General features: G+C 55.7%; 21 protein-coding genes. 9 read left to right on the top strand and 12 right to left on the bottom strand.

Annotated elements, in window-relative coordinates:
- Positions 1-2: 2 nt before the first annotated feature.
- The 8 genes from prfA to AUQ42_RS13885 form a co-directional block, all read right to left on the bottom strand.
- Positions 3-1085, bottom strand: a complete 1083-nt coding sequence (prfA, locus tag AUQ42_RS13920) for a peptide chain release factor 1 (protein WP_068519668.1) — start codon at positions 1083-1085, stop codon at positions 3-5.
- The gene (hemA, locus tag AUQ42_RS13915; protein ID WP_068519667.1) at positions 1082-2428 is read right to left on the bottom strand and encodes a glutamyl-tRNA reductase; all 1347 of its coding nucleotides are present in this window, start codon (positions 2426-2428) and stop codon (positions 1082-1084) included. The genes prfA and hemA overlap by 4 nt, the downstream gene beginning before the upstream one ends.
- Before the next feature lie 7 nt (positions 2429-2435).
- Complete coding sequence (hisS, locus tag AUQ42_RS13910) at positions 2436-3677, bottom strand: histidine--tRNA ligase (RefSeq protein ID WP_068519666.1); 1242 nt, start codon at positions 3675-3677, stop codon at positions 2436-2438.
- 128 nt (positions 3678-3805) lie between these two features.
- Complete coding sequence (gene ispG / locus AUQ42_RS13905; protein ID WP_068519665.1) at positions 3806-4930, bottom strand: flavodoxin-dependent (E)-4-hydroxy-3-methylbut-2-enyl-diphosphate synthase; 1125 nt, start codon at positions 4928-4930, stop codon at positions 3806-3808.
- 179 nt (positions 4931-5109) lie between these two features.
- The gene (locus AUQ42_RS13900) at positions 5110-6297 is read right to left on the bottom strand and encodes a helix-turn-helix domain-containing protein (RefSeq protein ID WP_082817879.1); all 1188 of its coding nucleotides are present in this window, start codon (positions 6295-6297) and stop codon (positions 5110-5112) included.
- A 168-nt stretch (positions 6298-6465) separates the two neighbouring features.
- The gene (gene ptsP, locus AUQ42_RS13895; protein ID WP_068519663.1) at positions 6466-8748 is read right to left on the bottom strand and encodes a phosphoenolpyruvate--protein phosphotransferase; all 2283 of its coding nucleotides are present in this window, start codon (positions 8746-8748) and stop codon (positions 6466-6468) included.
- A 5-nt stretch (positions 8749-8753) separates the two neighbouring features.
- Positions 8754-9782 (bottom strand): nitronate monooxygenase family protein, encoded by a 1029-nt coding sequence (locus AUQ42_RS13890; protein WP_068519739.1) that lies wholly within the window; start codon positions 9780-9782, stop codon positions 8754-8756.
- Positions 9783-9934: 152 nt separating this feature from the next.
- A complete protein-coding gene (locus AUQ42_RS13885) occupies positions 9935-11155 on the bottom strand; it encodes an aspartate kinase (protein WP_068519662.1) in 1221 nt (406 codons plus the stop codon).
- Positions 11156-11583: 428 nt separating this feature from the next.
- Between AUQ42_RS13885 and ubiG the strand changes: the two genes are divergently transcribed.
- A complete protein-coding gene (gene ubiG, locus AUQ42_RS13880) occupies positions 11584-12348 on the top strand; it encodes a bifunctional 2-polyprenyl-6-hydroxyphenol methylase/3-demethylubiquinol 3-O-methyltransferase UbiG (RefSeq protein WP_068519661.1) in 765 nt (254 codons plus the stop codon).
- Positions 12349-12386: 38 nt separating this feature from the next.
- On the opposite strand, the gene AUQ42_RS13875 is transcribed toward ubiG, so the two are convergent.
- Together AUQ42_RS13875 and AUQ42_RS13870 are read right to left on the bottom strand one after the other, a co-directional pair.
- Positions 12387-13784, bottom strand: a complete 1398-nt coding sequence (locus tag AUQ42_RS13875) for a sensor domain-containing diguanylate cyclase (RefSeq protein ID WP_068519660.1) — start codon at positions 13782-13784, stop codon at positions 12387-12389.
- A 286-nt stretch (positions 13785-14070) separates the two neighbouring features.
- Entirely contained in the window at positions 14071-14508 is a 438-nt protein-coding gene (locus AUQ42_RS13870) for a DUF1178 family protein (RefSeq protein ID WP_068519659.1), read from the bottom strand.
- 113 nt (positions 14509-14621) lie between these two features.
- On the opposite strand from AUQ42_RS13870, the gene AUQ42_RS13865 reads away from it, so the two are divergent.
- The 5 genes from AUQ42_RS13865 (at position 14622) to AUQ42_RS13845 (ending at position 19644) form a co-directional block, all read left to right on the top strand.
- Positions 14622-15161, top strand: coding sequence for a bifunctional 2-polyprenyl-6-hydroxyphenol methylase/3-demethylubiquinol 3-O-methyltransferase UbiG (locus tag AUQ42_RS13865; protein ID WP_068519658.1), 540 nt, complete (start codon positions 14622-14624; stop codon positions 15159-15161).
- A 375-nt stretch (positions 15162-15536) separates the two neighbouring features.
- Positions 15537-17030 carry an alkaline phosphatase gene (locus tag AUQ42_RS13860; protein ID WP_068519657.1) on the top strand — a complete coding sequence of 498 codons (1494 nt, stop codon included), beginning with the start codon at positions 15537-15539 and terminating at the stop codon, positions 17028-17030.
- A gap of 73 nt (positions 17031-17103) precedes the next feature.
- Complete coding sequence (locus AUQ42_RS13855) at positions 17104-17544, top strand: hypothetical protein (RefSeq protein ID WP_068519656.1); 441 nt, start codon at positions 17104-17106, stop codon at positions 17542-17544.
- Positions 17522-18253 carry an ABC transporter ATP-binding protein gene (locus AUQ42_RS13850; RefSeq protein WP_197460855.1) on the top strand — a complete coding sequence of 244 codons (732 nt, stop codon included), beginning with the start codon at positions 17522-17524 and terminating at the stop codon, positions 18251-18253. Before AUQ42_RS13855 ends, AUQ42_RS13850 begins: the two co-directional genes overlap by 23 nt.
- A complete protein-coding gene (locus AUQ42_RS13845) occupies positions 18250-19644 on the top strand; it encodes an FtsX-like permease family protein (protein WP_068519654.1) in 1395 nt (464 codons plus the stop codon). The genes AUQ42_RS13850 and AUQ42_RS13845 overlap by 4 nt, the downstream gene beginning before the upstream one ends.
- Before the next feature lie 127 nt (positions 19645-19771).
- On the opposite strand, the gene AUQ42_RS13840 is transcribed toward AUQ42_RS13845, so the two are convergent.
- The gene (locus AUQ42_RS13840; RefSeq protein WP_101245814.1) at positions 19772-20311 is read right to left on the bottom strand and encodes a YHS domain-containing (seleno)protein; all 540 of its coding nucleotides are present in this window, start codon (positions 20309-20311) and stop codon (positions 19772-19774) included.
- A gap of 230 nt (positions 20312-20541) precedes the next feature.
- On the opposite strand from AUQ42_RS13840, the gene AUQ42_RS13835 reads away from it, so the two are divergent.
- Positions 20542-20943 (top strand): VOC family protein, encoded by a 402-nt coding sequence (locus AUQ42_RS13835; RefSeq protein ID WP_068519653.1) that lies wholly within the window; start codon positions 20542-20544, stop codon positions 20941-20943.
- Between the two features lie 60 nt (positions 20944-21003).
- Here AUQ42_RS13835 and AUQ42_RS13830 read toward each other — a convergent pair whose 3' ends face one another.
- Positions 21004-21828, bottom strand: a complete 825-nt coding sequence (locus AUQ42_RS13830; RefSeq protein ID WP_068519652.1) for a carbon-nitrogen hydrolase family protein — start codon at positions 21826-21828, stop codon at positions 21004-21006.
- Positions 21829-22102: 274 nt separating this feature from the next.
- Between AUQ42_RS13830 and AUQ42_RS13825 the strand changes: the two genes are divergently transcribed.
- On the top strand, positions 22103-22774 hold the full coding sequence (locus AUQ42_RS13825; protein WP_068519651.1) for a GntR family transcriptional regulator: 672 nt from the start codon (positions 22103-22105) through the stop codon (positions 22772-22774).
- Positions 22775-22837: 63 nt separating this feature from the next.
- Positions 22838-23632, top strand: a complete 795-nt coding sequence (locus AUQ42_RS13820; protein WP_068519650.1) for a phytanoyl-CoA dioxygenase family protein — start codon at positions 22838-22840, stop codon at positions 23630-23632.
- Positions 23633-23637: the final 5 nt, after the last annotated feature.

The following is a 23637-nucleotide window of genomic DNA, read 5'->3' as shown; positions in this document are numbered from 1 at the left end:
GCTTACCCTTCGATCTCGGCCAGTTTCTGTGCCTGTTCCTCGGCAATCAGGGCATCGATCATTTCATCGACGGCCGGGCCACCGGCAATGAAGTCATCCAGACGATACAGGGTCAGGTTGATGCGGTGATCCGATACGCGCCCCTGCGGGAAGTTATAGGTGCGGATACGCTCGGAACGATCCCCCGATCCGACCTGTGACTTGCGATCCGCCGCGCGTGCGCTGTCCTTGCTTTCGCGTTCCTGGTCATACAGGCGCGAAAGCAGCATCTTCATCGCCTTTTCCTTGTTCTTGTGCTGCGATTTTGCTTCCTGGCTGGCGGCAACCACGCCGGTCGGGATATGGGTGATGCGCACCGCACTATCGGTCGTGTTGACGTGCTGACCACCGGCCCCTTGCGAACGGTATGTATCAATACGCAGATCCTTGGGATCAATGCGGATATCGACTTCTTCGGCCTCGGGCAGCACCGCAACGGTTGCCGCAGACGTATGAATGCGACCGCCGCCTTCTGTCACCGGGACACGCTGCACACGGTGCACGCCACTTTCAAATTTCAGACGCGCAAACACGTCCGTCCCCGACACGTTGACGATGACTTCCTTGTAACCGCCAAGGTCGTTCTCGCTGGCATCCATCTGTTCGAACTTCCAGCCGCGGCCTTCGGCGTAACGCTGATACATGCGATACAGATCGGCTGCAAACAGGGCGGCTTCCTCGCCGCCGGTGCCGGCACGGATTTCAAGAATGGCGTTTTTGGTATCTGCGCTGTCCTTGGGGATCAGCATCAGCTTCATCTGGCGTTCGGCTTCGGGCAGTTTTTCAAGAATTTCGTATTTCTCGGTTTCTGCCATTTCACGCATGTCGCGATCACCGGACGGGTCAGCCAGGATTTCTTCGGCTTCTTCAAGGTCGCTCAAAAGGCGTTTATAGGCCTCGATCGCCTCGACCACCGGGGCCAGTTCGGCATGTTCGCGCGACATTTTGGCGAAGCCTTCACCATCAAGCTCGCCGCTTGAAAGAAGCGCGTTGAGTTCGTCAAACCGGCGCACAACACCATCAAGTTTACCAAGGTCGAGACTCACTCTTCATTCTCCTGCTTCGGATCGGTCGGGCTTTTTGCCGTGTCGACCGGTTTGTCTTCAAGTTCAAACAGGCGCGCCAACAATTTCTGGGCCTTGACCCATTCCACGGTGCCAACACCGTCTGTTGTCGTCGCCAAATCTTTCAGGGCCTGGGTCGGTGCATGCAAAAGACGATTGACCAGAAGTCTGGTTGCCTTTTCCGCATCCCCGTGGCTTTCACGCAGTGCATCTTCACGGACGGCCTCGAACCGTTTGCGCAAATCGGCAATGGCCGGAACAGCCGCGCGTTGCGCACGATCCCGGACGAAACCGTCAAGCTCGGTTTCAATCAGCGCCCAGGCTTCGTCTGCCTTTTCCTCGCGCCCGCCGCGTCCTTCGGCTGCGATCTTTTCCAGATCCTCGATCCGGTAAAAGAACACTTCGTCAATTTCATCGACCTGCGGATCGATGTCGCCCGGAACGGCGGTATCAATCATCAGAACCGGTCGGAACCGGCGGCGTTTGACCGCGGCAAGTGCGCGGTCCTTGTCAATCATGTATCGCCGTGAACCACCGGCGGTCAGAACCAGATCCGCCTCGGCCAGAAGCCGGTCCAGATCGTCCATTTCCGACCAGTGGCAATCAAGCCGTCTTGCCACCAGCCGCGCCCGGGCTGTCAGGCGATCGGTCACCAGAATGCGTCCGATGCCCCGTTCGGCAAGCGATGCGGCAATCAGTTCGCCCATGTCCCCGGCCCCGGCAACAAGCAAGGTACAATCCTTGAGATCACCATGCAGATCACGGGCAACCGACTGGGCCGCTGCGGCAATCGAAACCGCGCCCTGTCCGATACCGGTCTGGCTTCGGACCTTTTTGGCGATCGCATAGGCGGTCTGATAAACCTGCTCCAGTTCGCGCCCGACCAGATCATGCTTGCGCGCGATGCGATGCGCATCCTTGACCTGACCAAAGACTTCGGGTTCGCCAATCACCAGACTGTCAAGCGATGCGGCCACCGCAAACATGTGGCGAAGCGCATCCCGGCCTGCGCGGATATAAAGTTCGGTTGCCAGCTGATCACGATCAATATCAGCCCAAAGCGACATCAGATCGATCAGACGTTCGCGACCGCGCTCGGCCTCAGACGCCAGCAAATGGATTTCGGTGCGGTTACAGGTCGAAACCACCACGGCCTGCCCCAGACGGGCCTGCTCGATCGCGGCCAGAAACTGTGGCAGGCGGGCTTCTTCGATGAACAGACGGTCGCGGGTATCCTCGCTTGAGCGCCGATGATTGGTGCCGATCACCATCAGGCGATCAAGCGGCCAGTCTCCGGCATCCTCATGCGTTGGTCCGTCTGTCACGCTGTTCTCACTTTTTGCCGATCACATCAGCAAGCTGATCAAGTGCGACTTCCTGTTGCTCGCCACTGTCAAGATCGCGCAACTGGGCGACACCTTTGGCCAGTTCGTCATCACCAAGGATCACGGCCCGGCTGGCATTTGCCTTGTCCGCGCGCTTAAGACGCTTTTTCATATTGCCTGAATAGCCAAGCTCGACAGCCACACCGGCTTCGCGCAAAGTCTGGGCCAGACTTCTGCATTTTGCCTCGGCCGCATCCCCCATCGGGATCAGGGCCACCGGACGGGCACCGGCCGGGGCTTCGCCCACCATAAGGGCAAGACGCTCCACACCAGCCGCCCAGCCAACACCGGCAGTCTGCGGACCACCCATGGTCGAAATCAGGCCGTCATAACGGCCACCGGCCATCACGGTGCCCTGTGCGCCAAGGGTGTTGGTGGTGAACTCGAAACAGGTATGGCAATAGTAATCCAGACCACGCACCAGACGCGGGTTCAACTGATAGCTGATGCCGATATCCCCCAGACCTTCGGTCAGGCCCTTGAAGAATTCCTTGCTGTGATCATTCAGATATTCCGAAAACAGCGGCGCATTGGCCACCAGTTCGCGGTCGCCTTCATCCTTGGAATCAAGAATACGAAGCGGGTTCTTTTCCAGACGCGCGCGGCTGTCTTCTGACAGCTTGTCAAAATGGCCCTTGAAGTAATCGACCAGCACATCGCGATAAGCCGCCCGGCTTTCCGGATCGCCAAGGGTATTGAGTTCCAGCGTGATATCGTCCCAAAGGCCAAGGCGTTTAAGGATATGTGCGCCATACCCGATCATTTCGATGTCGCCTGCGACCTGTTCAACGCCAAGAAGTTCGGCACCAATCTGGTGGAACTGGCGCTGGCGGCCTTTTTGCGGACGTTCATATCGGAACATCGGGCCATAATAGCTGACCTTGACCGGGGACATCTGCTGCATGCCATTGGAAATATAGGCACGCGCAATACCCGCCGTTCCTTCGGGGCGCAGCGTGATCTGTTCGCCGCCGCGATCCTCGAACGTATACATTTCCTTGGTCACGACATCGGATGTATCGCCAAGGGTTCTGGCAAAGACTTCGGTAAATTCGAAGATCGGCGTGGTCATCCGGTGGTAGCCATACAACTCGCCGATTTCGCGTGCAGTATTCGCGATGTAATCCTGCAGACGGTTCTGTTCCGGCAGAAGGTCGTGCGTGCCACGGACGGGTTGAAGCGATGCCACTTTGGGTCTCCGATCTAACTTGAATTCCAGATATTTGCGCGAAAATCCGCGTTGCGCAAATTCATGCGAACATGAAAATAGCTTTCCGCCGGTGTGGCGGAAAGCCAAAATTGATCAATACAGCGTTGCTATTCCGCTGCGGTTTGTTTTGCTGCTTCTTCGGCTTCGATCTTGGCAGCCCGCTCTTCGACCAGTTCGACGATATGGTCGACCATCTTTTCGGTGCTGATATTGTGATCGGGACGGCCGGAAATATACATCTTGTGATTTCCTCCACCCCCCCCGGTCAGACCGATATCGGTTTCGCGGGCTTCGCCCGGGCCATTGACGATACAGCCGATAATCGACAGGGAGATCGGGGTCGAGATATGGGCAAGACGCTTTTCAAGCTCTGCCACGGTTTCAACCACGTTAAAGCCCTGACGCGCACAGGACGGACAGGAAATGATCTGAACACCGCGGGTCCGAAGACCAAGCGATTTCAGAATATCAAACCCGACATGGATTTCCTCGACCGGGTCAGCCGACAGCGAGACACGAAGCGTATCACCAATACCGGCCCACAGAAGGTTGCCCATACCGATCGACGATTTTACCGTACCACCGCGCAGACCACCGGCCTCGGTAATGCCAAGATGCAGCGGATAATCGCATGCTTCGGCCAAACCGTAATAGGCGGCAACCGCAAGGAACACGTCCGATGCCTTTACCGAAATCTTGAATTCGCGGAAATCCTGATCTTCAAGGATCTTGGCGTGATTAAGCGCACTTTCGACCATCGCCTCCGGGCAAGGTTCGCCGTACCGTTCCAGAAGCTCCTTTTCGAGCGACCCGGCATTCACGCCGATGCGCATCGAACAGCCATGATCCTTGGCTGCCTTGACGACTTCGCGCACGCGGTCGGTCGATCCGATATTGCCCGGATTGATGCGCAGACACGCAGCGCCGGCTTCGGCGGCCTCGATCGCGCGTTTGTAATGGAAATGAATGTCGGCAACGATCGGGACATGCACCTGTTTGATGATGTCTTTCAGGGCTGCGGTTGATTCCTGATCGGGGCAGGAAACACGCACAATATCCGCACCCGCTTCTTCCAGACGATGGATCTGCGCAACTGTCGCGTTCACATCGGTGGTCAGGGTATTGGTCATCGACTGCACCGAGATCGGCGCGTCTCCACCAACTTCCACATTACCAACACGGATTTTGCGGCTTTGGCGGCGTTCAATATCGCGATATGGGCGGACGCTCATTTCGTGTTCCAGAATGTTCAAGATGTCTTGGGGGTGTATATAGCTTATCAGGCACAGATTAGAAACCGTTGCCTGACAGATTTTCAGCCAGATTTTGCATATCTGACACGAAAAAGGCGACCCATTGGGTCGCCTTCGTCATCAGATCACAGTTCCGTGCCAGTTCGATGGCAGAAAAGTTACTGTGCAGTCGGCTGATCGGCCTGTGTCAGATCATCGACATCAAGCGAAAAGTCCGAAATCACCGCACCGTAATCGCCGACCGGCTTGGCGTCCGCACCGTCGATGCTATAGGTCAGCGCACCGGCATTGCCGACTTCAAGTTTAAGGCCATCGCGATTCGGCACCTTATAGGTATCGCCTGCCGTCAGCATACGGGTCAGAAGCACATTGCCATCTGACTCACGGATGCGGACCCAGCTGGTCTCAACCGCCGAAATCGTTACACGGCTGTCAACATTGACCGCCCCGAACACACGGGCACCGCCCGCCTCTTCGACTTCCGGTGCCGCAGGAACCGACGCAACTTCCGCTGCGGGTGCCGCCGGTACCGATGCCGAAGCAGCAGGTTGCTGCTCAGCCGGTGCAGGCGTCGCCGTCGCCGCAGGTGCCGTTTCAGGCGTGGCTGCGGGTTCTTCGGCTACAACCGGTGCCGGTGCATCAGATGCGCCCGCTGCCTCGGTTGCTTCTGCAACTTCGGCGGCCGGTGCCGATTGCGGTTCCGCGACCGGTTCTTCTGTCGCGGTTGCAGTTTCCTGTGACGGCACGACCGGGGTGACTGGCGCATCAGATGCGTCATTCGCCGCCGTTTCCGGGGTTACCGGTGCTGTTGCAGGAACATCGGCCTCGGCAGCTTGTGCCTCGGCTGCGTTTTCAAGATTGCGCGGTTCAGCCGGCTCGACCGGCTTTGCCGAATAGCTTGCCAGGCGTTCGGGCAACGGATCAACCAGATCAGCAATGGTTTTGCCCTGGCTCGACAGATAGTACCATCCGCCATAAGCACCAAGACCCAGCATCACGGCAATCAGCAGCACCGCCCCACCGGGCACACGGCTTTCCTGAACCGGTTTCGGGAATGACAATTCGCTGCGAACCGCAGGCGCATTGCTTTCCTCGCGGAAACGACGGGTCATTTCTGCCCCGTCCAATCCAAGATGTTCGGCATATGCCTTTACAAAGCCAAGACCATAGGGACCATTCGGCAAGATCGAATAGTCGCTGTTTTCAATGGCTTCGATATAGATTTTGCGAATACGGAGCATACGGCAAACGTCTTCGACTGATTGCCCCAATCCGGTACGGGTCGCCTTAAGCAGGCTTCCGACATCGGCACTTCCACCGCCGAACTGATTATTCTCTGCGTCCATCACAACATCATTCGATGGCTGGTCCCCGGATAAAGGCCTGAAACGCAGGCGTTCACGGGACTCATCACCCAAATGATCTTCCTTTCGCTTTTTGATCGCCAACTCCGCACCCCCACGTTACGATCTAGCAATAAAAATAGCAGATACCCCCACCAAAAGCGATGTTTTTTAAAGTTTTACACCATGATCTATTGCGAAAGCCTTAAGACGCGAACGCAGAGATCTGGTGGAACTGTCCATTATCGTCAGGACATATCTTTCAACTTCAGCCTTGCACATGCTTCTGACCATTTCCTTCACAGGACCGACAGATGCAGGCGCCATTGACAATCGTTTGATTCCCAAACCGATGAGAGCCATCGCTTCGAGCGGCCGCCCCGCCATTTCACCACAAATGGTCAGGCGGACATTCCGCTGGTCACACAATGTCACCAATTGCCGCATAAATGCAAATACACTCGGTGACAGGGTATCATACCGTCCTTCGATCCGCGGGTTACCGCGATCGGCAGCAAACATGAACTGCAAAAGATCGTTGGTACCAACCGACAGGAAATCCACCCGGTCAAGCAATGTCGGGGCCTGCCAGATCAGGGCAGGCACTTCGAGCATTGCGCCAACCTCGACCTTGCGCGGCACAAATCCGCGTTCGGCTTCACGTTTAAGCTGCTGATCCAGAAGCTGCTTGGCCTGATCAAACTCGGCCACTTCTGCGATCATCGGGAACATGACATACAAATCCCGATCATGACCGGCCCGGATCAGGGCGCGCAACTGATGCACAAGCACCGCCGGGCGATCCAGGGTGATGCGGATCGACCGCCACCCCATTGCCGGGTTTTCTTCTGTCATGTCCTCCCAATAGGGTAACAACTTGTCACCCCCGACATCAAGGGTCCGAAACACAACAGGACGTCCGTCCGCCTGTTCGAAAATGCGGTCATAAAGACGCGTCTGGTCGGTGATATCGGGCATGGCCGATCGCACCATGAACGGAATTTCCGTCCGGTACAGGCCAATACCATCCGCACCGCTTTCCACCACATGGGGGACATCGATCAAAAGACCGGCATTCACATTAAGCGAAATGTCCGCACCATCGGTGGTGCGTGCCGGCATGTCGCGCATCTGGGCATAAAGCGCCTTGCGTTCGGCCCGGGCCTTAAGGGCGCCGTCAATTACCGCGCGCACATCTTCGGTCGGGCGGACAAACAGCTGGGTATTGTCGGCATCAACAATCAGCGGATCACCGGCCTCGACCTTGTCGAGAACTCCTTTGACCCCGCCCAGAACCGGAATATCAAGCGCACGGGCAACGATCGCCACGTGCGAGGTATGCGACCCTTCTTCAAGCGCCAGACCGCGCAACCGGGTATGATCATAATCAAGAAGTTCGGCCGGACCGATATTGCGCGCAACCAGAATGATATCATCAGGCAGATCGCCAAATGCCGGGGACTGATATTGCCCGGAAAGATGCTGCAACAACCGGTTGGCCAGATCTTCGAGATCATGAAGACGTTCGCGCAAATACGGGTCGGAGACCTGCGCCATGCGCGCACGCGTATCGTCATGGACCTTTTGCACCGCGGCTTCTGCCGTAAGGCCCGTATGGACCGCCTCGGTGATGCGGTTAAGCCATCCGGTATCCTGGGCAATCATCCGATAAGCTTCAAGAATGTCGCCCGGATCGTCGGCCTCGTTCAGGCCATCAATACCCGATACTGCTTCGAGCATCTTGTCGAGATGGTTCTGAAGGCCGTGCATGGCTTCGCGCAGACGCGTCAGTTCTTCTTCCGGGTCTTCGGACACCATGCGATCAATGACGATGCGCGGTTCATGAAGAACGGCAAGCCCCTTGCCGATCCCGGGTGCCAGACGCGCCCCGCCCAGACGCAGCGGCAACAATGCAATCCCATCAGCCGGAAGCAGTTCTTCACGGCTGACCAGTTCGCCACCGGCGACCATTTCGGCCAGCACCATGGCTACGTTTTCAAGCGCTTCCTGTTCGTCTTCGGAATAAAGGCGTTCGGTACGGTTCTGGACGGCCAGAACCCCGATAATGCGACCACCGCGCAAAATCGGTACACCGATCATAGAATGATAGATTTCCTCGCCGGTTTCCGGGCGATAGGCAAAGTTCGGGTGCTTTTGCGCATCCTTGAGATTAAGCGGACGGGCATGGGCGGCAACAAAACCGACAATGCCCTCGCCAACGCGCAGGCGGGTCATGTGGACCGCCTCTTTGGACAGACCACATGTCGCGAACAGTTCAAGCACTTCGCCCGCGCGCATGACATAGACCGAGCACACCTCTGCCACCATATCAGCAGCAATGATGGTTACGATCTGTCCCAGACGCTCTTCCGCAGTCCCCGGCCCAGCCATAACGTCACGGACGCGCTTTAAAAGGCGTCGCGGACCAGAGACTGCGGCGGAGGGAATGCTCATTTGGCTTAGTCGTCTCTCTTAATCAGGGAATGAACGGCCTGTTCGACCAACTCTTGCAGAATTTCGGTAACCGGTTGTTCTTTCTTTACCATACCAACCGACTGCCCTGCCATAACCGATCCACTTTCGACGTCACCATCGATCACGGCGCGGCGCAATGCCCCGGCCCAGAAATGTTCGATTTCAAGCTGGGCGGCACCCTGATCGAGTTCGCCTGAACGGAATTTCTCAATGACTTTGCGCTGGGTTTCGCGGAATTCCTCGGTTCCCTTGTTGGCAAGGGCACGGACCGGAATAACCGGGAAACGGTCATCAAGCTGCACGGTGGTGACAGCATCACGCGCGCTTGCGCGAATGAAAGCCTTCTTGAAATCGGGATGGGCAATGCATTCTTCGGCACACACCAGACGAGTCCCGATTTGCACACCCGCCGCACCCTGTTCAAGCAGACCGGTAATTGCTTCGCCGCGTCCGATACCACCGGCACAGAAAACCGGAATGTCGGAAATGTTTGGCAGAATTTCCTGAACCAGAACGGTCAGCGATACCGGGCCGATATGGCCACCGGCTTCACTGCCTTCGATCACCAGCGCATCGGCCCCCGAACGGATCAGTTTCTTGGCCAGAACCAGCGCCGGGGCAAAACAGACAACCTTGGCGAATTCCTTGGCCTGCTTGATCGAGTTTGACGACGGCAAACCGCCAGCCAGAACCACATGACCGACATTATGTTCACGACAAACTTCGATCAGATCATCAAGCTGCGGATGCATGGTGATCAGATTGACGCCAAACGGCTTTTTGGTCATTTCCTTGGTCGCGGCAATTTCCGCCGACAGCAAATCCGGGGTCATGGAGCCACAGGCAATTACACCAAAACCGCCCGCATTTGAGACCGCCGAAACCAGATGACGTTCAGACACCCACGACATTGCACCAGCCATGATGGCATAATCGGTTCCAAGGAATTCCTTGCCCGCTGCCCACAGTTTTTCAAGGCGCGCGTGTGCTGCGTCGAATTTCGGATCACTCATATTTTCTGTACCCCAAAGCAGAAATGCAGGAGACCGATTGATCCCCTGCCATTTCATCACAAATGGCCGAAACACATCGTTGCGACCAGTATGTAGTATTACACGTAATTTAACAGTGGCTTAATCGCGCAAAAGCGATCGGACTGTCGAAATTATTCGTCATCAAGACCATAAGCAGTGTGCAGGGCACGAACTGCAAGTTCGGTATATTCCTCGGCGATCAGAACACTGACCTTGATTTCCGAGGTGGAGATGACCTGAATGTTGATGCCCTTTTCAGCAAGGGTTTCAAACATTTTGCGCGCGACACCGACATGCGAGCGCATGCCGACACCAATGATCGATACCTTGGTAACATCCGAAGTGCTCAGAAGTTCCTGATAGGCGATCTTGTCCTTGTTTTTTTCGATGACCTGAAGCGCACGCTGGAATTCACCCCGCGGAACGGTAAAGGTCATGTCCGTGCTTTTGCCGTCTTCAGAGACGTTCTGCACGATCATATCGACATTGATATTCGCATCAGCCAGCGGGCTGAAAATAGAAGCGGCAATACCCGGCTTATCAGCGACTTTAACCAAGGTGATCTTGGCTTCGTCACGGCTATAGGCAATTCCGCTGACGACTTCCTGTTCCACGATTTCGTCCTCGTCTACAACAAGTGTTCCTTCTGCTTCGCTAAAGGTCGAGCGGACCTGTACCCGGACGCGATGGTTCATGGCCATCTCGACAGAACGGGTTTGCAGGACCTTCGCACCCAGCGAAGCCAGTTCCAGCATTTCTTCGTAGGTAATCTTTTCGATCTTCTTGGCCTTGGGCACGATGCGCGGATCGGTGGTGTAAACCCCTTCGACATCGGTATAGATGTCGCAACGATCCGCATTCAGTGCCGCCGCAAGCGCCACAGCAGACGTATCCGACCCGCCACGCCCCAGCGTGGTGATCCGGTTGTCCGGTGCGATCCCCTGGAACCCGGCCACACAAACGACTTCGCCGCCATTCATGCGCTTGTCGAGTTCGGTGGTATCGATTTCCTTGATACGGGCCTTGGCATGTGCGCCATCGGTCTTGATCGGAATCTGCCATCCAAGCCAGGAACGCGCAGGCACATCCATGCTTTGCAGCGCCATGGCCAGAAGCCCGACGGTAACCTGCTCACCCGACGATACGATGACGTCATATTCGCGTGCATCATACATCGGCGAGACTTCCTGCGCCCAACCGACCAGTTCATTGGTCTTGCCAGACATGGCAGAGACGACCACAGCAACCTGATTGCCAGCGTCCACCTCGGCCTTGACCCGACGTGCTACGTTTTTGATTTTATCAACATCAGCGACCGAAGTGCCGCCAAATTTCATGACAATACGGGCCATGAAGTATCCCCGCTATGCTCTCCGTCCATCGGCGATCCGAACGAGACGGTATGTGATCCGGTTCCCTGGCAGGGATGCAATGCCATCGTGTCGGCGCGTCCCCTGTTTCGGGCGGCGTTATCAATACTTCCATAATCATCGCGAAACAAGCATCAACGCAGCCGATAAATTGCGTCGGAGCAATTTTTATAAGCCAAATATGTCCCGAATGGCCCCGCGCATGCAAATTCAGTGAAATATCGTGCGAAATTTACCCAAAAACCCTGACGATCCATACCAGCAATGCAGATCACCTCAGACATGGTTTTGATCCCCGATCAGCGACGATGGCCGCGCGCATTTGTCAGCTGAGTATTGCCTTGCCGATCAGGCCCGCGTAAACAGGGCACAGAACACACATACTGATGTCACGCCTTTGGAGCCACGCCATGTCGGACGCATCCGCCAAAACCAGCCGCACCGCCAATGCCGAGGAAATCGCGCGTTTTTCCGCGATGGCAGAAAAATGGTGGGATCCGAATGGCGTGATGAAACCGCTGCACCGCTTCAACCCGGTGCGCCTGCAGCTTTTGCGGGACAATATCTGTGCCCATGTCGGGCGTGACCCCGCACAGATCGAACCTCTTAAAGATATCGAAATCATCGATATCGGCTGTGGTGCGGGCCTGTTGTCCGAGCCGCTGGCACGGATGGGGGCCAAAATGACCTCGATCGATGCTGCGGAAAACAACATCGAAGTCGCCAAGGTTCATGCTGCCCAGTCCGGTCTTGAAATCGACTATCGTTGCTGCACGCCGGAAATGCTGGCCGATGAAGGCAAACAGTTTGATATCGTGCTCAATATGGAAGTCATCGAACATGTCGATGATCCGCAATTCTTCATGCAGGCCTGTGCATCGGTTCTCAAACCGGGCGGACTGATGTTTGTTGCGACCCTTAACCGCACCATCAAGTCACTGGCGCTGGCCAAGATCGGCGCCGAATATGTTCTGCGCTGGCTGCCGGCTGGCACCCATGACTGGCGCAAATTCGTCAAACCGTCGGAAATGTCGGGCTACCTGCGTGGTGCCGGTCTGGAACTGACCGATATCACCGGTGTTGCCTATAACCCGATCAAGGATACCTGGTATCCCGCCCCGCGCGATCTTGACGTCAATTACATGGTCATCGCCCGCAAGCCCGAGGCTGCCTGAACCAAGGGCTGCCTGAACCCGGGGCCGCGAAACGGCCCCTAACATTGCGAAATTACAAACCGGTTCTTGCCCGACCTTTTGGCTTCGTAAAGATCCCGGTCAGCGACCTGCATGACCTTGTCCGTATCGATGCCATTGCTCGGAACCACGAAACATGCGCCAAGGCTGACAGTGATCGACACATGCTGACCGTCGGCAAGCTCAACCCGGCATGACCGTGCATTTGACAGCACCCTGGCACACAGGATGTCCGCTGCTTTGCGCTCCTTGACGATTGAGGCAAAGGCAAATTCTTCGCCGCCGATCCTGCCAAACACATCTTCGATGCGGAACTGATCGTCAACCGCACGCGCCAATTGCACCAGCACCTCGTCCCCCACGCCGTGACCGTGCGTATCATTGACATATTTGAAGTCATCAATATCAAAAATGCCGACCAGCAACGGGTAACTGTTGCGCACACAAAACCCGAACATCTTTTGCAACTGATCGGTGAAGCTGCGCCTGTTGGGAACGCCGGTCAACGCATCATAATAGGCAAGCTGCTCAAGCTTCATATTGGCTTCGCGAAGCTGACGGGTCTTTTCCTGAACAAGCTTGTTCAGCGAGTCCTTGATTTGCCTGAGCTCCGCATTGCGTCGTTCAAGCTGCTGCGCGTTGAACACTGATTCCGTCACATCATGTTCAATCGCCGCAAAATGGGTAACCTGACCATTTCGCCCAAAAAGCGGCATGATGCTCATATCAAGCCAATATGGCTTTCCGGTTTTGGAATAGTTCAGCAATGTCTCGCGGATATTGGTTTTTTCGTGCAGAGCCCTGGAAATGCGTCGACAGGCTTCGATATCGGTCAGTTGGCCTTGCAATATGCGCGGTGTTTCACCGATGACTTCGTCGCGCGAATATCCTGTCAGCTTTTCGAACGCCTTGTTCACATAGACGATTTTCGGGCCAAACGGCGCCTCTATCGGATCGGCTTCGGTAACGATGACCACATCCCCGGCATGTTCCAGAATATGCTCATAGGAAAACAGGTTCTGCCGGTCGGTAATGTCATTGAAGGAAACAACAATGAAGCCTTTACCATCGGGCAGATTGGGTTGACGTTCGACATAGGCATTTACCAGAAACCACCTGACGTCACCGGTTTCCTCATTCACCTTGCCAAAGACTTCGTTGACCATCGTGGTGTTGGTTTTGCGCACCCGGTTGACCGGGTATTCGTAAACCATCAACCGCCTGTGCTGCTCGTCAACAAAGTGCCATTGCGGATCGTATGATGTTTTTCCGATCAGATGATCGTAGCTCATTTCCAGCAAGTCCATCGCCCGCGGGTTCGCATAGACGATCGATGTATCCCAGTCATGGATCACCACGCCGACGATGGAATTATCAAGAAGGGTCTTCAGATTCAGTTCGTTAAAATCAATCTTCATCTCCCCACACTCTTCTTCGGTCGGTTGAACCGGACACGGTTTATGGTCCGCGCGTGGGAGAGCCGTCTGATCAGATAACGATTTCTGTGATGGCCTTCAGGCCATTCTGGTTTTCAAGCCAACGCCGGGAATACCGAAATCGCGATGCTTTCGCTTCCCCGAACCTCTCCCTCCGAATAGCTCCAGCCATTCAAATGGGGAGGAACAGAAATCTTTCAATGCAATTGCAGGCAACTTTCGATGATTGCAATTTGCATATCAAGACACCCGTCGGCCTGCTGTGCTGTCAGTTCTTTTTCTTGGTGTCATCGCCCCAGGGCAAGGCGTGAACGTCGATGCCTTCTTCGACGAGTTCGACCGTTTCCTTCAGCGATGCCTCACCATAGATGCCGCGTTTTTCAGCTTCGCCGTAATGGATTTTGCGGGCTTCCTCGGCAAATTTGTCACCGACATGTTCGCAATTGGTTTCGACCTGTTTGCGGATTTCGGCAATCGCGGCCTTGGTTGCTTCGGCCACGGCTTTTTGCTGCTGCTTTTCCGCTGCCAGTTCCTTTTGCCGCGATGTGCGCAATCGCGGCGCCATCAGGGCCTTGCCCACATTGGACGTGCCACAGACCGGACAGGACAAATCGCCGCTTGCGGCCTGCGTGTCATAGGTCGCGCCGTCCTTGAACCAGCCTTCAAATTCGTGATCATGTTCGCATTTAAGCTGAAAAAGAATCATGATGGTACTTGTGGAAACCGATATGTCGCAGAATTAAGGTATCTGTAATATGGCCTGACCGGGCGCATTCCGCCAGTCACATGCGAAACCTTCAATAAACAAGATTTACAAAAATGTCATCCCAATTGCCATCGGACTGGATCACACAGCATTGCCCTGTGGCAATGCCGGGACATAACCGCGCACTCGACCTTGCCTGCGGCGCCGGACGGCACAGTTTCTGGCTGGCCAAACAGGGATGGGATGTCACGGCAATTGATCGCGATCTTTCGCGTATCGAACAGCCCGGCAACCGGGCGATCACCTGGATCGAGGCCGATCTTGAAACCGGGAACTGGCCCCTTGAAAACCGTCAGTTTGATCTGATTGTCGTCGTCAATTACCTGCATCGCCCGCTGTTTGATCATCTGCGCGCAGCAACAAACCCGGGCGGCATCCTGATCTATGAGACCTTCATGGTCGGCAATGAACGTTTTGGCCGGCCACGGTCACCGGAATTTCTGCTGCGCCCGGATGAATTGAACAAAACCTTTGCCGACTGGAATATCATCACCGCCCGGCAAGGCCCTGTCCGCGACAGCGATACCGGGTTACCGGTTTCTGTCAAACAGGCGATCGTTGCGCAAAAGCCGGCTCCGCCTGAAAACGAATGATAGGGCCCGAAGGATCGATCACGGTCGCAAGGTTCGGTCTGGCAAAATCGGTATTCAAATGAACAATCGGTTCTTTCGAAACATCATACCAACAAGTCACACATTCGTGGATATGCCCAGATTGCTGTTTTGTCGAGATTATCAATCAATAACAGCATCTTATAATGCCGCGCACCCGACTGCACCACACCGGTAAAAACATATCGTCAGACTTTTGAAATCGCGGGAATTGGCGAATTCCGGTTCATCCGAACATTGTAACAGATCAATCATATTTGCTTCACGAAAGCGCCTTTCACAGACACTAGACTCCCGCCGCATTCGCTGTTGGGCAGATAGCAGCGAGCATATTATTCGATAAGGGAGACTATCGAAATGAAACGCCTTCTTGTGGCTTCCGCGCTGGCTGGTGCCATGTGCGCAAACGTTGCCTATGCGGCTGATCAGCTTCCGCAGGCAAACGATTCCTATTTCCTTGCTGCACAGCAGACCCTTCAGCAGAAGCTGATGGAACAGGACAACACCAACCGTGCCAAAAACATCATCCTGTTCGTCGGGGATGGCATGAGCATTCCGACCGTTACCGCGGCCCGTATCTTTGAAGGCCAGAAGCGCGGCGTTGACGGCGAAAGCAACAGCCTGATTTTCGGTCAGTTCCCGAACGTGGCACTGTCGAAAACCTACACCCATGACGCCCAGATCGCTGACTCGGCACCGACCGCATCGGCAATGGTTACCGGTGTTAAGCTCAATAACGGCACCATCGGCGTTTCCAAGGAAGTCGCCCGTCGTGATTGCGAAGCACAGAAAGAACATCCGCTGACCAGCATCGCCGCACAGGCCGAAGAAAAAGGCATGTCGACCGGCTGGATTTCCACCGCCCGCCTGACCCACGCGACCCCGGCTGCGAACTATGTTCACACCGCTGACCGTAACTGGGAAAGCGACAGCGACCTGACCGAAGAAGCAAAAGCAGGCGGCTGCAAGGACATCGCCCTTCAGATGATCGAATGGAAAGAAGGCGGTGACGGCTTTGAAGTTGCCATGGGCGGCGGTCGTCGCATGTTTATGGACAAAACCATGGAAGACCCGGAAGATGCAGGCAAAATGGGCCAGCGTTCCGATGGTCGCGATCTTCCGAAAGAATGGGTAGAAGCCAACGGTGCCGGTGCGCAATACATCTGGAACCAGGAACAGTTCAACAAACTTGACCCGGCGAAAACCAAAAAGGTCCTGGGCCTGTTTGACCGTTCGCACATGGAATATGAAGCCGACCGTGCAAAAGATGCGGCCGGCGAACCGTCGCTTGCTGAAATGACCGGCAAGGCGATTGATATTCTTGCGAAAAATGACAAGGGCTTCTTCCTGATGGTCGAAGCAGGTCGTATTGACCACGCCCACCATGCCGGCAATGCCGCACGCGCCCTTGAAGACACCGTCGCGCTGAACGATGCCGTCAAGGAAGCCATGGGCAAGGTCAACCTGAATGACACCCTGATCATTGTCACCGCCGACCACGCGCACACCATGACCATTTCGGGTTATGCAAGCCGCGGCAACCCGATCCTCGGCCTGTCCGAAGAAAAAGGCGATGATGGCAAGCCATACACCACCCTTGGCTACATGAACGGTCCGGGTGCTCTGAAAGACAACCTTCGTGCTGATCTGACCAATGTTGACACCACCGACATTGACTACCTTCAGCAGGCGCTGGTCCCGATGAGCAGCGAAACCCACGCGGGCGACGATGTTGCGATCTTTGCAGCCGGTCCGTGGTCGCACCTGTTCAAGGGTGTGGTTGAACAGAACTTCATCTACCACGTCATGGCGCATGCCTCGAAAATCCAGGAAAGCATGGCTTCGAAATAAGCCATCCGCTGACCACCATCTTTGCCGGTCGCAGTTCGCTGCGACCGGTGCTTCTGTTTGACGGAGACTTCCCATGCCCATCGGACGCCGCACATTCATTGCCGGTGCCTCTGCCTCAATCGGTCTTGCCCTGACCCGTCCGGCATTCGCGCAAAGCCGCATCAAAATTCGCGACCTTTACAAAACACAGGCCGAATTTTCCGCTGAGGCAAAAGCCTTTGCCGCATCGCGCGAAATCATCACGGTTCCGGGTTTCATGGCCCCGCCGCTTAAGGCAGATGCATCCTTTTTTGTCCTGACCCAGCGCCCGATGGCGGTCTGCCCGTTCTGTGAAACATCGGCAGACTGGCCAAGTGACATCGTTTTTGTCCGCACCCGCGATACGGTTGATGCGGTGGCATTCAATCGCCCGATCATTACCACCGGTATTCTTGAACTCGGTGAAGCCAAAGATGAGGAAACCGGTTTTGTCAGCCTTGTCCGACTTGTCGATGCCCAGTTCGAACTTATCTGAGCCCGCCTCTGACGTGCTTTTGCGCATCGAAGAACTCAGTCTGCATTACGGGAAAAACCAGCCCCCTGTATTGCAGATCGGAAATCTTGCGATTGATCGCGGGCAAACCGTCGGCATTTCCGGCCCGTCCGGATCAGGTAAATCAAGCTTGCTGTATCTGATCAGCGGCCTTTTGAAGCCAAGCCACGGCAAGATCATCTGGAACGGCACGGATATCACCACCCTGGGCGAAGGTGAAACAGATCGCTGGCGGCGCAAATCCATCGGTTTCGTGTTTCAGGATTTCCACCTGATTGATGAAGTCAGCCCGCTTGACAACGTTCTGATCCCGGCAAGTTTTATCGGTTGGCGTATTGATGACGCCAACCGTAAACGCGCCCACGAACTTCTTGATCAGGTGGGCGTACCGCTGGCGCGCAAAAGCACATCTGATTTGTCACGCGGTGAACAACAACGTGTCGCCATTGCCCGTGCCCTGCTGTTTGATCCGCCCGTCATTCTGGCCGACGAACCAACCGCAAGCCTTGATGACGCCGCATCAAAAACCGCAACCGACACCCTGTTTTCGCTGGCCGGGTCGAACCGCACCATCATCACCGTCAGTCATGATCAGGATGTGATTGATCGCTGTGGCCGTGTTCTGCGTTTTGACAAGGGTGCCCTGATTGATGATAGCGCTAACATCAAGGAAAAGGCTGAGCTTGCATGAACCCGTTTCCCATCGTGATGGCCAGTCTGAAACGGCACTGGATCATGAACATTCTGTTTGTTCTTCTGATCGCGGTTGCGGTTGCCATCGGTGTTGGCCTGACGGCACAGGAACGTGCACTCCGTCAGGGCAGTGCACAGGCGGCCGACAAGTTTGATATCCTGATTGCAGCCCCGGGAAGCCAGACCGAAATCGTCATGAATTCGATCTTCCTGCAACATAGCGCCATCAATCTTCTTGATGGTCCTTATTGGGGCACGCTGTTTGACGATCCGCGGGTTGAAATTGCCGCCCCGCTTGCCTTTGGCGACAGCTGGAAGGGGCATTCGATTGTCGGATCAACGCCGCAATTCGTGACCTATCTGTCTGGCGGGCTTGCCAGCGGGCATGTGTTTGAAACCATCGAACAGGCCGTGGTCGGTGCTGCCGTCCCGCTTGCCATTGGCGATGAATTTGAACCCAGTCATGGCCATGGCCCCGAAGAAGTCCTTGATCATCATCACGGCGCGGAACTTCATGTGGTCGGCAAAATGCAGCCGACCGGCACGCCATGGGACAGCGCCATCATTGTGGCGGTCGAACAGGTCTGGGATCTTCATGCCCTGCCGACCGGGCATCATGAACCTGCCGGTGATGAACATGATCATGACGCCAGCGAAGCGCATGAAGATCACGAAGATCACGAAGATCATGAACACAATGAAGCCAATGCCCATCATGAGGGTGATCACGATCATGACCATGACCACGATCATGCAGCAGATCACGACGAAGACGCCCATGATCACGGACACGAACATGATGACCATCATCACGTAACCCGCATCGGCCCGCCCTTTGATCTTGATGAATTGCCCGGTGTCCCTGCCATCGTCGTCAGACCCAAAAGCGTTGCCGCGGCCTATACCATCCGGTCCGATTATCGCACCGACCATTCCACCGCCTTTTTCCCGGCCGAAGTCCTGGTCGAGATGTATCGTCTGCTTGGCAATGCCGGATCGGTGATGCGGGCCATGGCGCTGGGGTCACAAGCGCTTGTGGTTGCGGCAATTCTGGCTGCGATCCTTGCGCTGATGCAGCTTTATCGCAAACAGTTTGCCGTTCTGCGGGCCCTTGGTGCGCCGCGTAGTTATGTCTTTTCCGCGATCTGGAGCTATGTCTCCCTGCTGGTGATTACCGGCGCGATTTGTGGCCTTGGGCTTGGCTGGATGGTTGCGCAATCGGTGTCGCGGATCTTTACCGCAGAAACCGGCATGGCCATGCAGGCGTCGCTCGGATCATCGGAACTGATGCTGGCGGGCGGCTTTGTCATTATCGGATTGATCCTGGCAACCCTGCCCGCCTTTTTGCTGTATCGCCGCCCGGTGGTCAGCGCATTGCGCGGTTCCTGACCTAACCTGATCTGATCCGTAACCGATCAAAAAACACCCCGGCAGACCATTCTGGCCGGGGTGTTTTGTCATGGGGGCAATATAGGGGGCAGTATGGGGGCGCTATGGGCTGTATGGGGCTTAACGCTTATTTGATCGGTGCTGCCATGTCATAGGTGCCGTCATTGTCGCTCATCTCCATCCAGCTGTCATCAGACGCCGATTTCGGTTCAAGATCGGACCATTCATCATTGGCATCCATGATGTAATCGGCGATATCGCTGTTCCAGGTTTCCGCGACTTCCGGGGTGATGTTAAGATACAAGCTGCCATCAACGATCCGCCACAGGTTCGGGTTGGCAGGCACCTTTGCCCCCTTGGCAACACCATATGCACAATGCCCGTCATATTTCGGGGCATATTTTGCCGGATCGGCCAGGAACATGTCGCGGTTTTCAGCCGTCGCAAAGGCCCAGGTCGCCCCGTTATAATCGGCGGTAATGTCCGCGCGGCCCGGCACGGCATGGGGTTGCATCATGCCATCGTCTTTTTGCGCCAGATTGAAATAGGCCACCGCGTCATAGCCGCTGATCGCAAAGCCGGTTTCGTCGACATATTGCTCACCCGCCAGGGCTGCGCCCGACATGGCAAAAAGGACAATCGCCCCGGTCAGTGTTTTCTTCAACATTGGTGCTGTCTCTCCGCTTGGGTTTCCGTGATGCCCAAGAGTGCCCCGCACAGCCTGAAAATCGAAATGACGTTGCGACACTGTTTCGTGAGGCCCTGTGAGCAATCTGTCATCCCGATCAGATAAAATTGCAAATTCAATGCAATTTGGCTCTTGACCTCAACCTTACTTCAGGAATTACCACCAAGGAACAAACCCACCCTTCTCCTTTACATTGAAAGGGAAACGCCATGAGTGAAGCATTTCTGGAACACGTGAATTTTACCGTTTCCGACCCCGCCCGAACGGCAAGTCTTCTGCATGACTGGTTCGGATGGTACGTCCGCTGGAAAGGCCCGTCGATCCATGACGGTGAAACCTATCACGTTGGCAACAGTTCAAGTTACGTCGCACTTTATGCCCCCGGCAAAGCCGACAGTTCAAACGGCGCCCGTGATGCACGCGACAACACCTATCAGACGCGCGGTGGCCTGAACCATATTGCCGTGGTGGTCGATGACCTTGATGCGACCGAAGCAAAGATCAAGGCATCGGGTTTCACAACCCACAATCACGCCGATTACGAACCGGGTCGGCGGTTTTATTTCCGCGATGCCGACAATATCGAGTTCGAAGTGGTCAGTTATTCCTGACCACTTCTACATCGGACCTTAGACCGCGAACCGCGAACCTCAGGCCTTACCGGCACATGGTCAGCACGGCTTATAGGTCTGACCATTTTGCAGGGACGGCACCATGCGCCGGATTTCATCAACGCGCGACAGATCGATCTCGGCTGTGACAAAGCCGGGATCGGTCCCGCCATCGGCCAGAACCTCGCCCCACGGATCAATAATCAGGGAATGACCGAATGTCTGACGCCCGCCCGGATGATCACCGCATTGGGCCGCGGCAATGACAAAGCAGCCATTTTCAATCGCCCGCGCCTTCAAAAGTGTATGCCAATGTGCCTGTCCGGTGGTTCGGGTAAAGGCCGCCGGGATGCTCAGGATCTTGGCCCCTGCCTTGGCGTAATCGCGAAACAGATGCGGGAACCGCACGTCATAGCAAATCGACACACCGATCTTGCCAAACTCGGTCTCCGCAAGTTTGGCGGTGTCGCCGGGACGGAATGTTTTGCTTTCGCGGTAACTTTCCCCATTGGCAAGATCGACATCAAACATATGGATCTTGTCATAGGACGTGATGACATTGCCATCGGGCCCAATGACAAAGCAGCGGTTTGCCACGCGGTCTTCACCCGCGACCTTTACATGGAGCGATCCGACAATCAGGGTTGATTGAAGTTCCCGGGCCAGATCGGCAAAGAAGCCAAGGCCGGGATGTTCTTCTTGGGGAAAGGCTGCGGCGCGGACATTTTCCCCACCAAAGGACATCATGGATACGTTTTCAGGAAATGCGATCAACCGGGCCCCTGCCGCATGGGCATCGCGCGCATAGGTCGCCGCACGCGCAAGGTTGTCGGACATGACGTCACGGGAATTGACCTGGACACAGGCAGCAATGAAACGGGTCATGATGCATTCTCCTTTTTATCATTATCCCTGCCATGATGACCCTGTCGGTCACGCGCGACAATACGCAATTCGATCAGTGCGAACTTCACACCTTATGACTATCGCACCGCCTTGCGGTCGTGATGCCCAGCACCCGTACGCAATGACAAAACGTCACGTCCGCGCGGGCACGTGATCAACCGCATGCCCCCAAAAGAGTCCTGATTGCAACTTACACCTTTCCTTGGTTGAAATTACTGTATACAGTATTCCGTACACCTAAGAAGGATCGAAGATGGAACCTCTTTCCGGTCGAAAAAGTCTGACTGACGAAGTGCATGACCGCCTGGTTGATGCCTTGTGTTCCGGTGCTCTCCCTCCCGGGACACCTTTGCGTCAGGAAGCGCTGGCTGAGGAACTCAATGTCTCGCGGCAACCCGTGTTGCAAGCTCTGGGGCTGCTGCGTCGTGACGGACTGGTCGAACCGATGGGGCGGCGCGGCTATCGCGTGGCACCTGTTGATGCCGATCTGGTCCGTCACGTTTATGACCTGCGAGAAGCGTTTGACGGGCTCGCCGCCCGTCTTGCCGCCCAATCCAACGCCCCGGACCGGGAATCGGCTTTGCGGGCTGCCATCACACAGGGAAACCACGCCCTGGGCAGCGGCGACACCGCAGAACTTGTTGCAGCCGACGTCGCATTTCATCAAACGATCTATCGTCTGTCGGGCAACCCCCTTTTGCCCGAAGCATCAGCGGCCGTCTGGTTGCAAATTCGGCGTGTGATGCATGCAGACCTGCAGACCGGATCGTCCCGCGATCCGATCTGGACGGAACATGAAGCCATCGCCGACGCGATCTGTGCCGGCGATGGCGACCGTGCCCAAATGCTGGCCATTGAACATACCCACAATGCCAAGCATCGCCTGATCTCGAATATGAAGGATACCGATCACCACACCAATTAACCGCCCGAAGCGGGCATCAGCCGCAACACAATAAACAAGAATGTGCGGCGCGGAGGAAACGTCATGAAACTCAGTGAGACCGAACTCGCGAAATTTCGCGAAGATGGCTTTGTTTTTTTGCCTGAACTTTTTTCACGCGAAGAAGCCGCCCTGCTGTTATCCGAAGCCAAACAGATTTACGCATCCGACCGCGAAGAGGTCTGGCGCGAGAAATCCGGCGTCGCCCGAACCGCCTTTGCCGCACATACCTATAACGAAGCCCACCGCCGTCTTGGCGCCCATCCCCGCCTGATCGAACCGGTTGTTCAGTATCTTGAAGAACAGGTCTACATGCATCAGTACAAGATCAACGCCAAGGCCGCCTTTGATGGCGCTGTCTGGCAGTGGCATCAGGATTACGGCACATGGCAACGCGATGATGAAATGCCCGAACCGCGCGCGTTCAACATTGCCCTGTTCCTCGAAGACGTGACCCCGGCCAACGGCCCGCTTCTTTTCATTCCCAAAAGCCACAAGGCAGGCGTGCTTCAGGCCGGTCACGATCTTGAAACCACGTCCTATCCGCTTTGGACGCTTGATCGTGAAACCGTGACCAAACTTGCCGATGACGGCGGCTGCGAAGCCCCGATCGGTCCGGCCGGATCGGTTGTGATGTTCCACGGCAATCTGGTCCATGCCAGCCCGCCCAATATCAGCCCGTTTGACCGCACGATTGTGTATCTCAGCCTGTGTGCGGTTTCGAACCATATTCGGGCATTCAATCGCAAACCGTGGATTGCGCACCGCGATTTCACGCCGATCGAACCGCTTGCGGATAACTGCCTTGAAGAACTGGTTGCCAAGCGCACCGCTGCATAACACCT

Source organism: Thalassospira sp. MCCC 1A02491, assembly GCF_001613785.1.
GTDB lineage: Bacteria > Pseudomonadota > Alphaproteobacteria > Rhodospirillales > Thalassospiraceae > Thalassospira > Thalassospira povalilytica.
This window is presented reverse-complemented; position numbering and strand designations above follow the sequence as displayed.

Coding starts and splice junctions, on each gene's coding strand:
- AUQ42_RS13835 (WP_068519653.1), top strand. CDS start 20,542: ATGAGTGAAGCATTTCTGGAACACGTGAATTTTACCGTTTCCGACCCC.
- ispG (WP_068519665.1), bottom strand. CDS start 4,930: ATGAGCGTCCGCCCATATCGCGATATTGAACGCCGCCAAAGCCGCAAA.
- AUQ42_RS13830 (WP_068519652.1), bottom strand. CDS start 21,828: ATGACCCGTTTCATTGCTGCCTGTGTCCAGGTCAATTCCCGTGACGTC.
- AUQ42_RS13865 (WP_068519658.1), top strand. CDS start 14,622: ATGTCATCCCAATTGCCATCGGACTGGATCACACAGCATTGCCCTGTG.
- AUQ42_RS13840 (WP_101245814.1), bottom strand. CDS start 20,311: ATGTTGAAGAAAACACTGACCGGGGCGATTGTCCTTTTTGCCATGTCG.
- AUQ42_RS13860 (WP_068519657.1), top strand. CDS start 15,537: ATGAAACGCCTTCTTGTGGCTTCCGCGCTGGCTGGTGCCATGTGCGCA.
- AUQ42_RS13855 (WP_068519656.1), top strand. CDS start 17,104: ATGCCCATCGGACGCCGCACATTCATTGCCGGTGCCTCTGCCTCAATC.
- AUQ42_RS13885 (WP_068519662.1), bottom strand. CDS start 11,155: ATGGCCCGTATTGTCATGAAATTTGGCGGCACTTCGGTCGCTGATGTT.
- AUQ42_RS13870 (WP_068519659.1), bottom strand. CDS start 14,508: ATGATTCTTTTTCAGCTTAAATGCGAACATGATCACGAATTTGAAGGC.
- AUQ42_RS13820 (WP_068519650.1), top strand. CDS start 22,838: ATGAAACTCAGTGAGACCGAACTCGCGAAATTTCGCGAAGATGGCTTT.
- AUQ42_RS13900 (WP_082817879.1), bottom strand. CDS start 6,297: ATGGACGCAGAGAATAATCAGTTCGGCGGTGGAAGTGCCGATGTCGGA.
- ubiG (WP_068519661.1), top strand. CDS start 11,584: ATGTCGGACGCATCCGCCAAAACCAGCCGCACCGCCAATGCCGAGGAA.
- AUQ42_RS13845 (WP_068519654.1), top strand. CDS start 18,250: ATGAACCCGTTTCCCATCGTGATGGCCAGTCTGAAACGGCACTGGATC.
- AUQ42_RS13875 (WP_068519660.1), bottom strand. CDS start 13,784: ATGAAGATTGATTTTAACGAACTGAATCTGAAGACCCTTCTTGATAAT.
- ptsP (WP_068519663.1), bottom strand. CDS start 8,748: ATGAGCATTCCCTCCGCCGCAGTCTCTGGTCCGCGACGCCTTTTAAAG.
- AUQ42_RS13825 (WP_068519651.1), top strand. CDS start 22,103: ATGGAACCTCTTTCCGGTCGAAAAAGTCTGACTGACGAAGTGCATGAC.
- AUQ42_RS13850 (WP_197460855.1), top strand. CDS start 17,522: ATGCCCAGTTCGAACTTATCTGAGCCCGCCTCTGACGTGCTTTTGCGC.
- AUQ42_RS13890 (WP_068519739.1), bottom strand. CDS start 9,782: ATGAGTGATCCGAAATTCGACGCAGCACACGCGCGCCTTGAAAAACTG.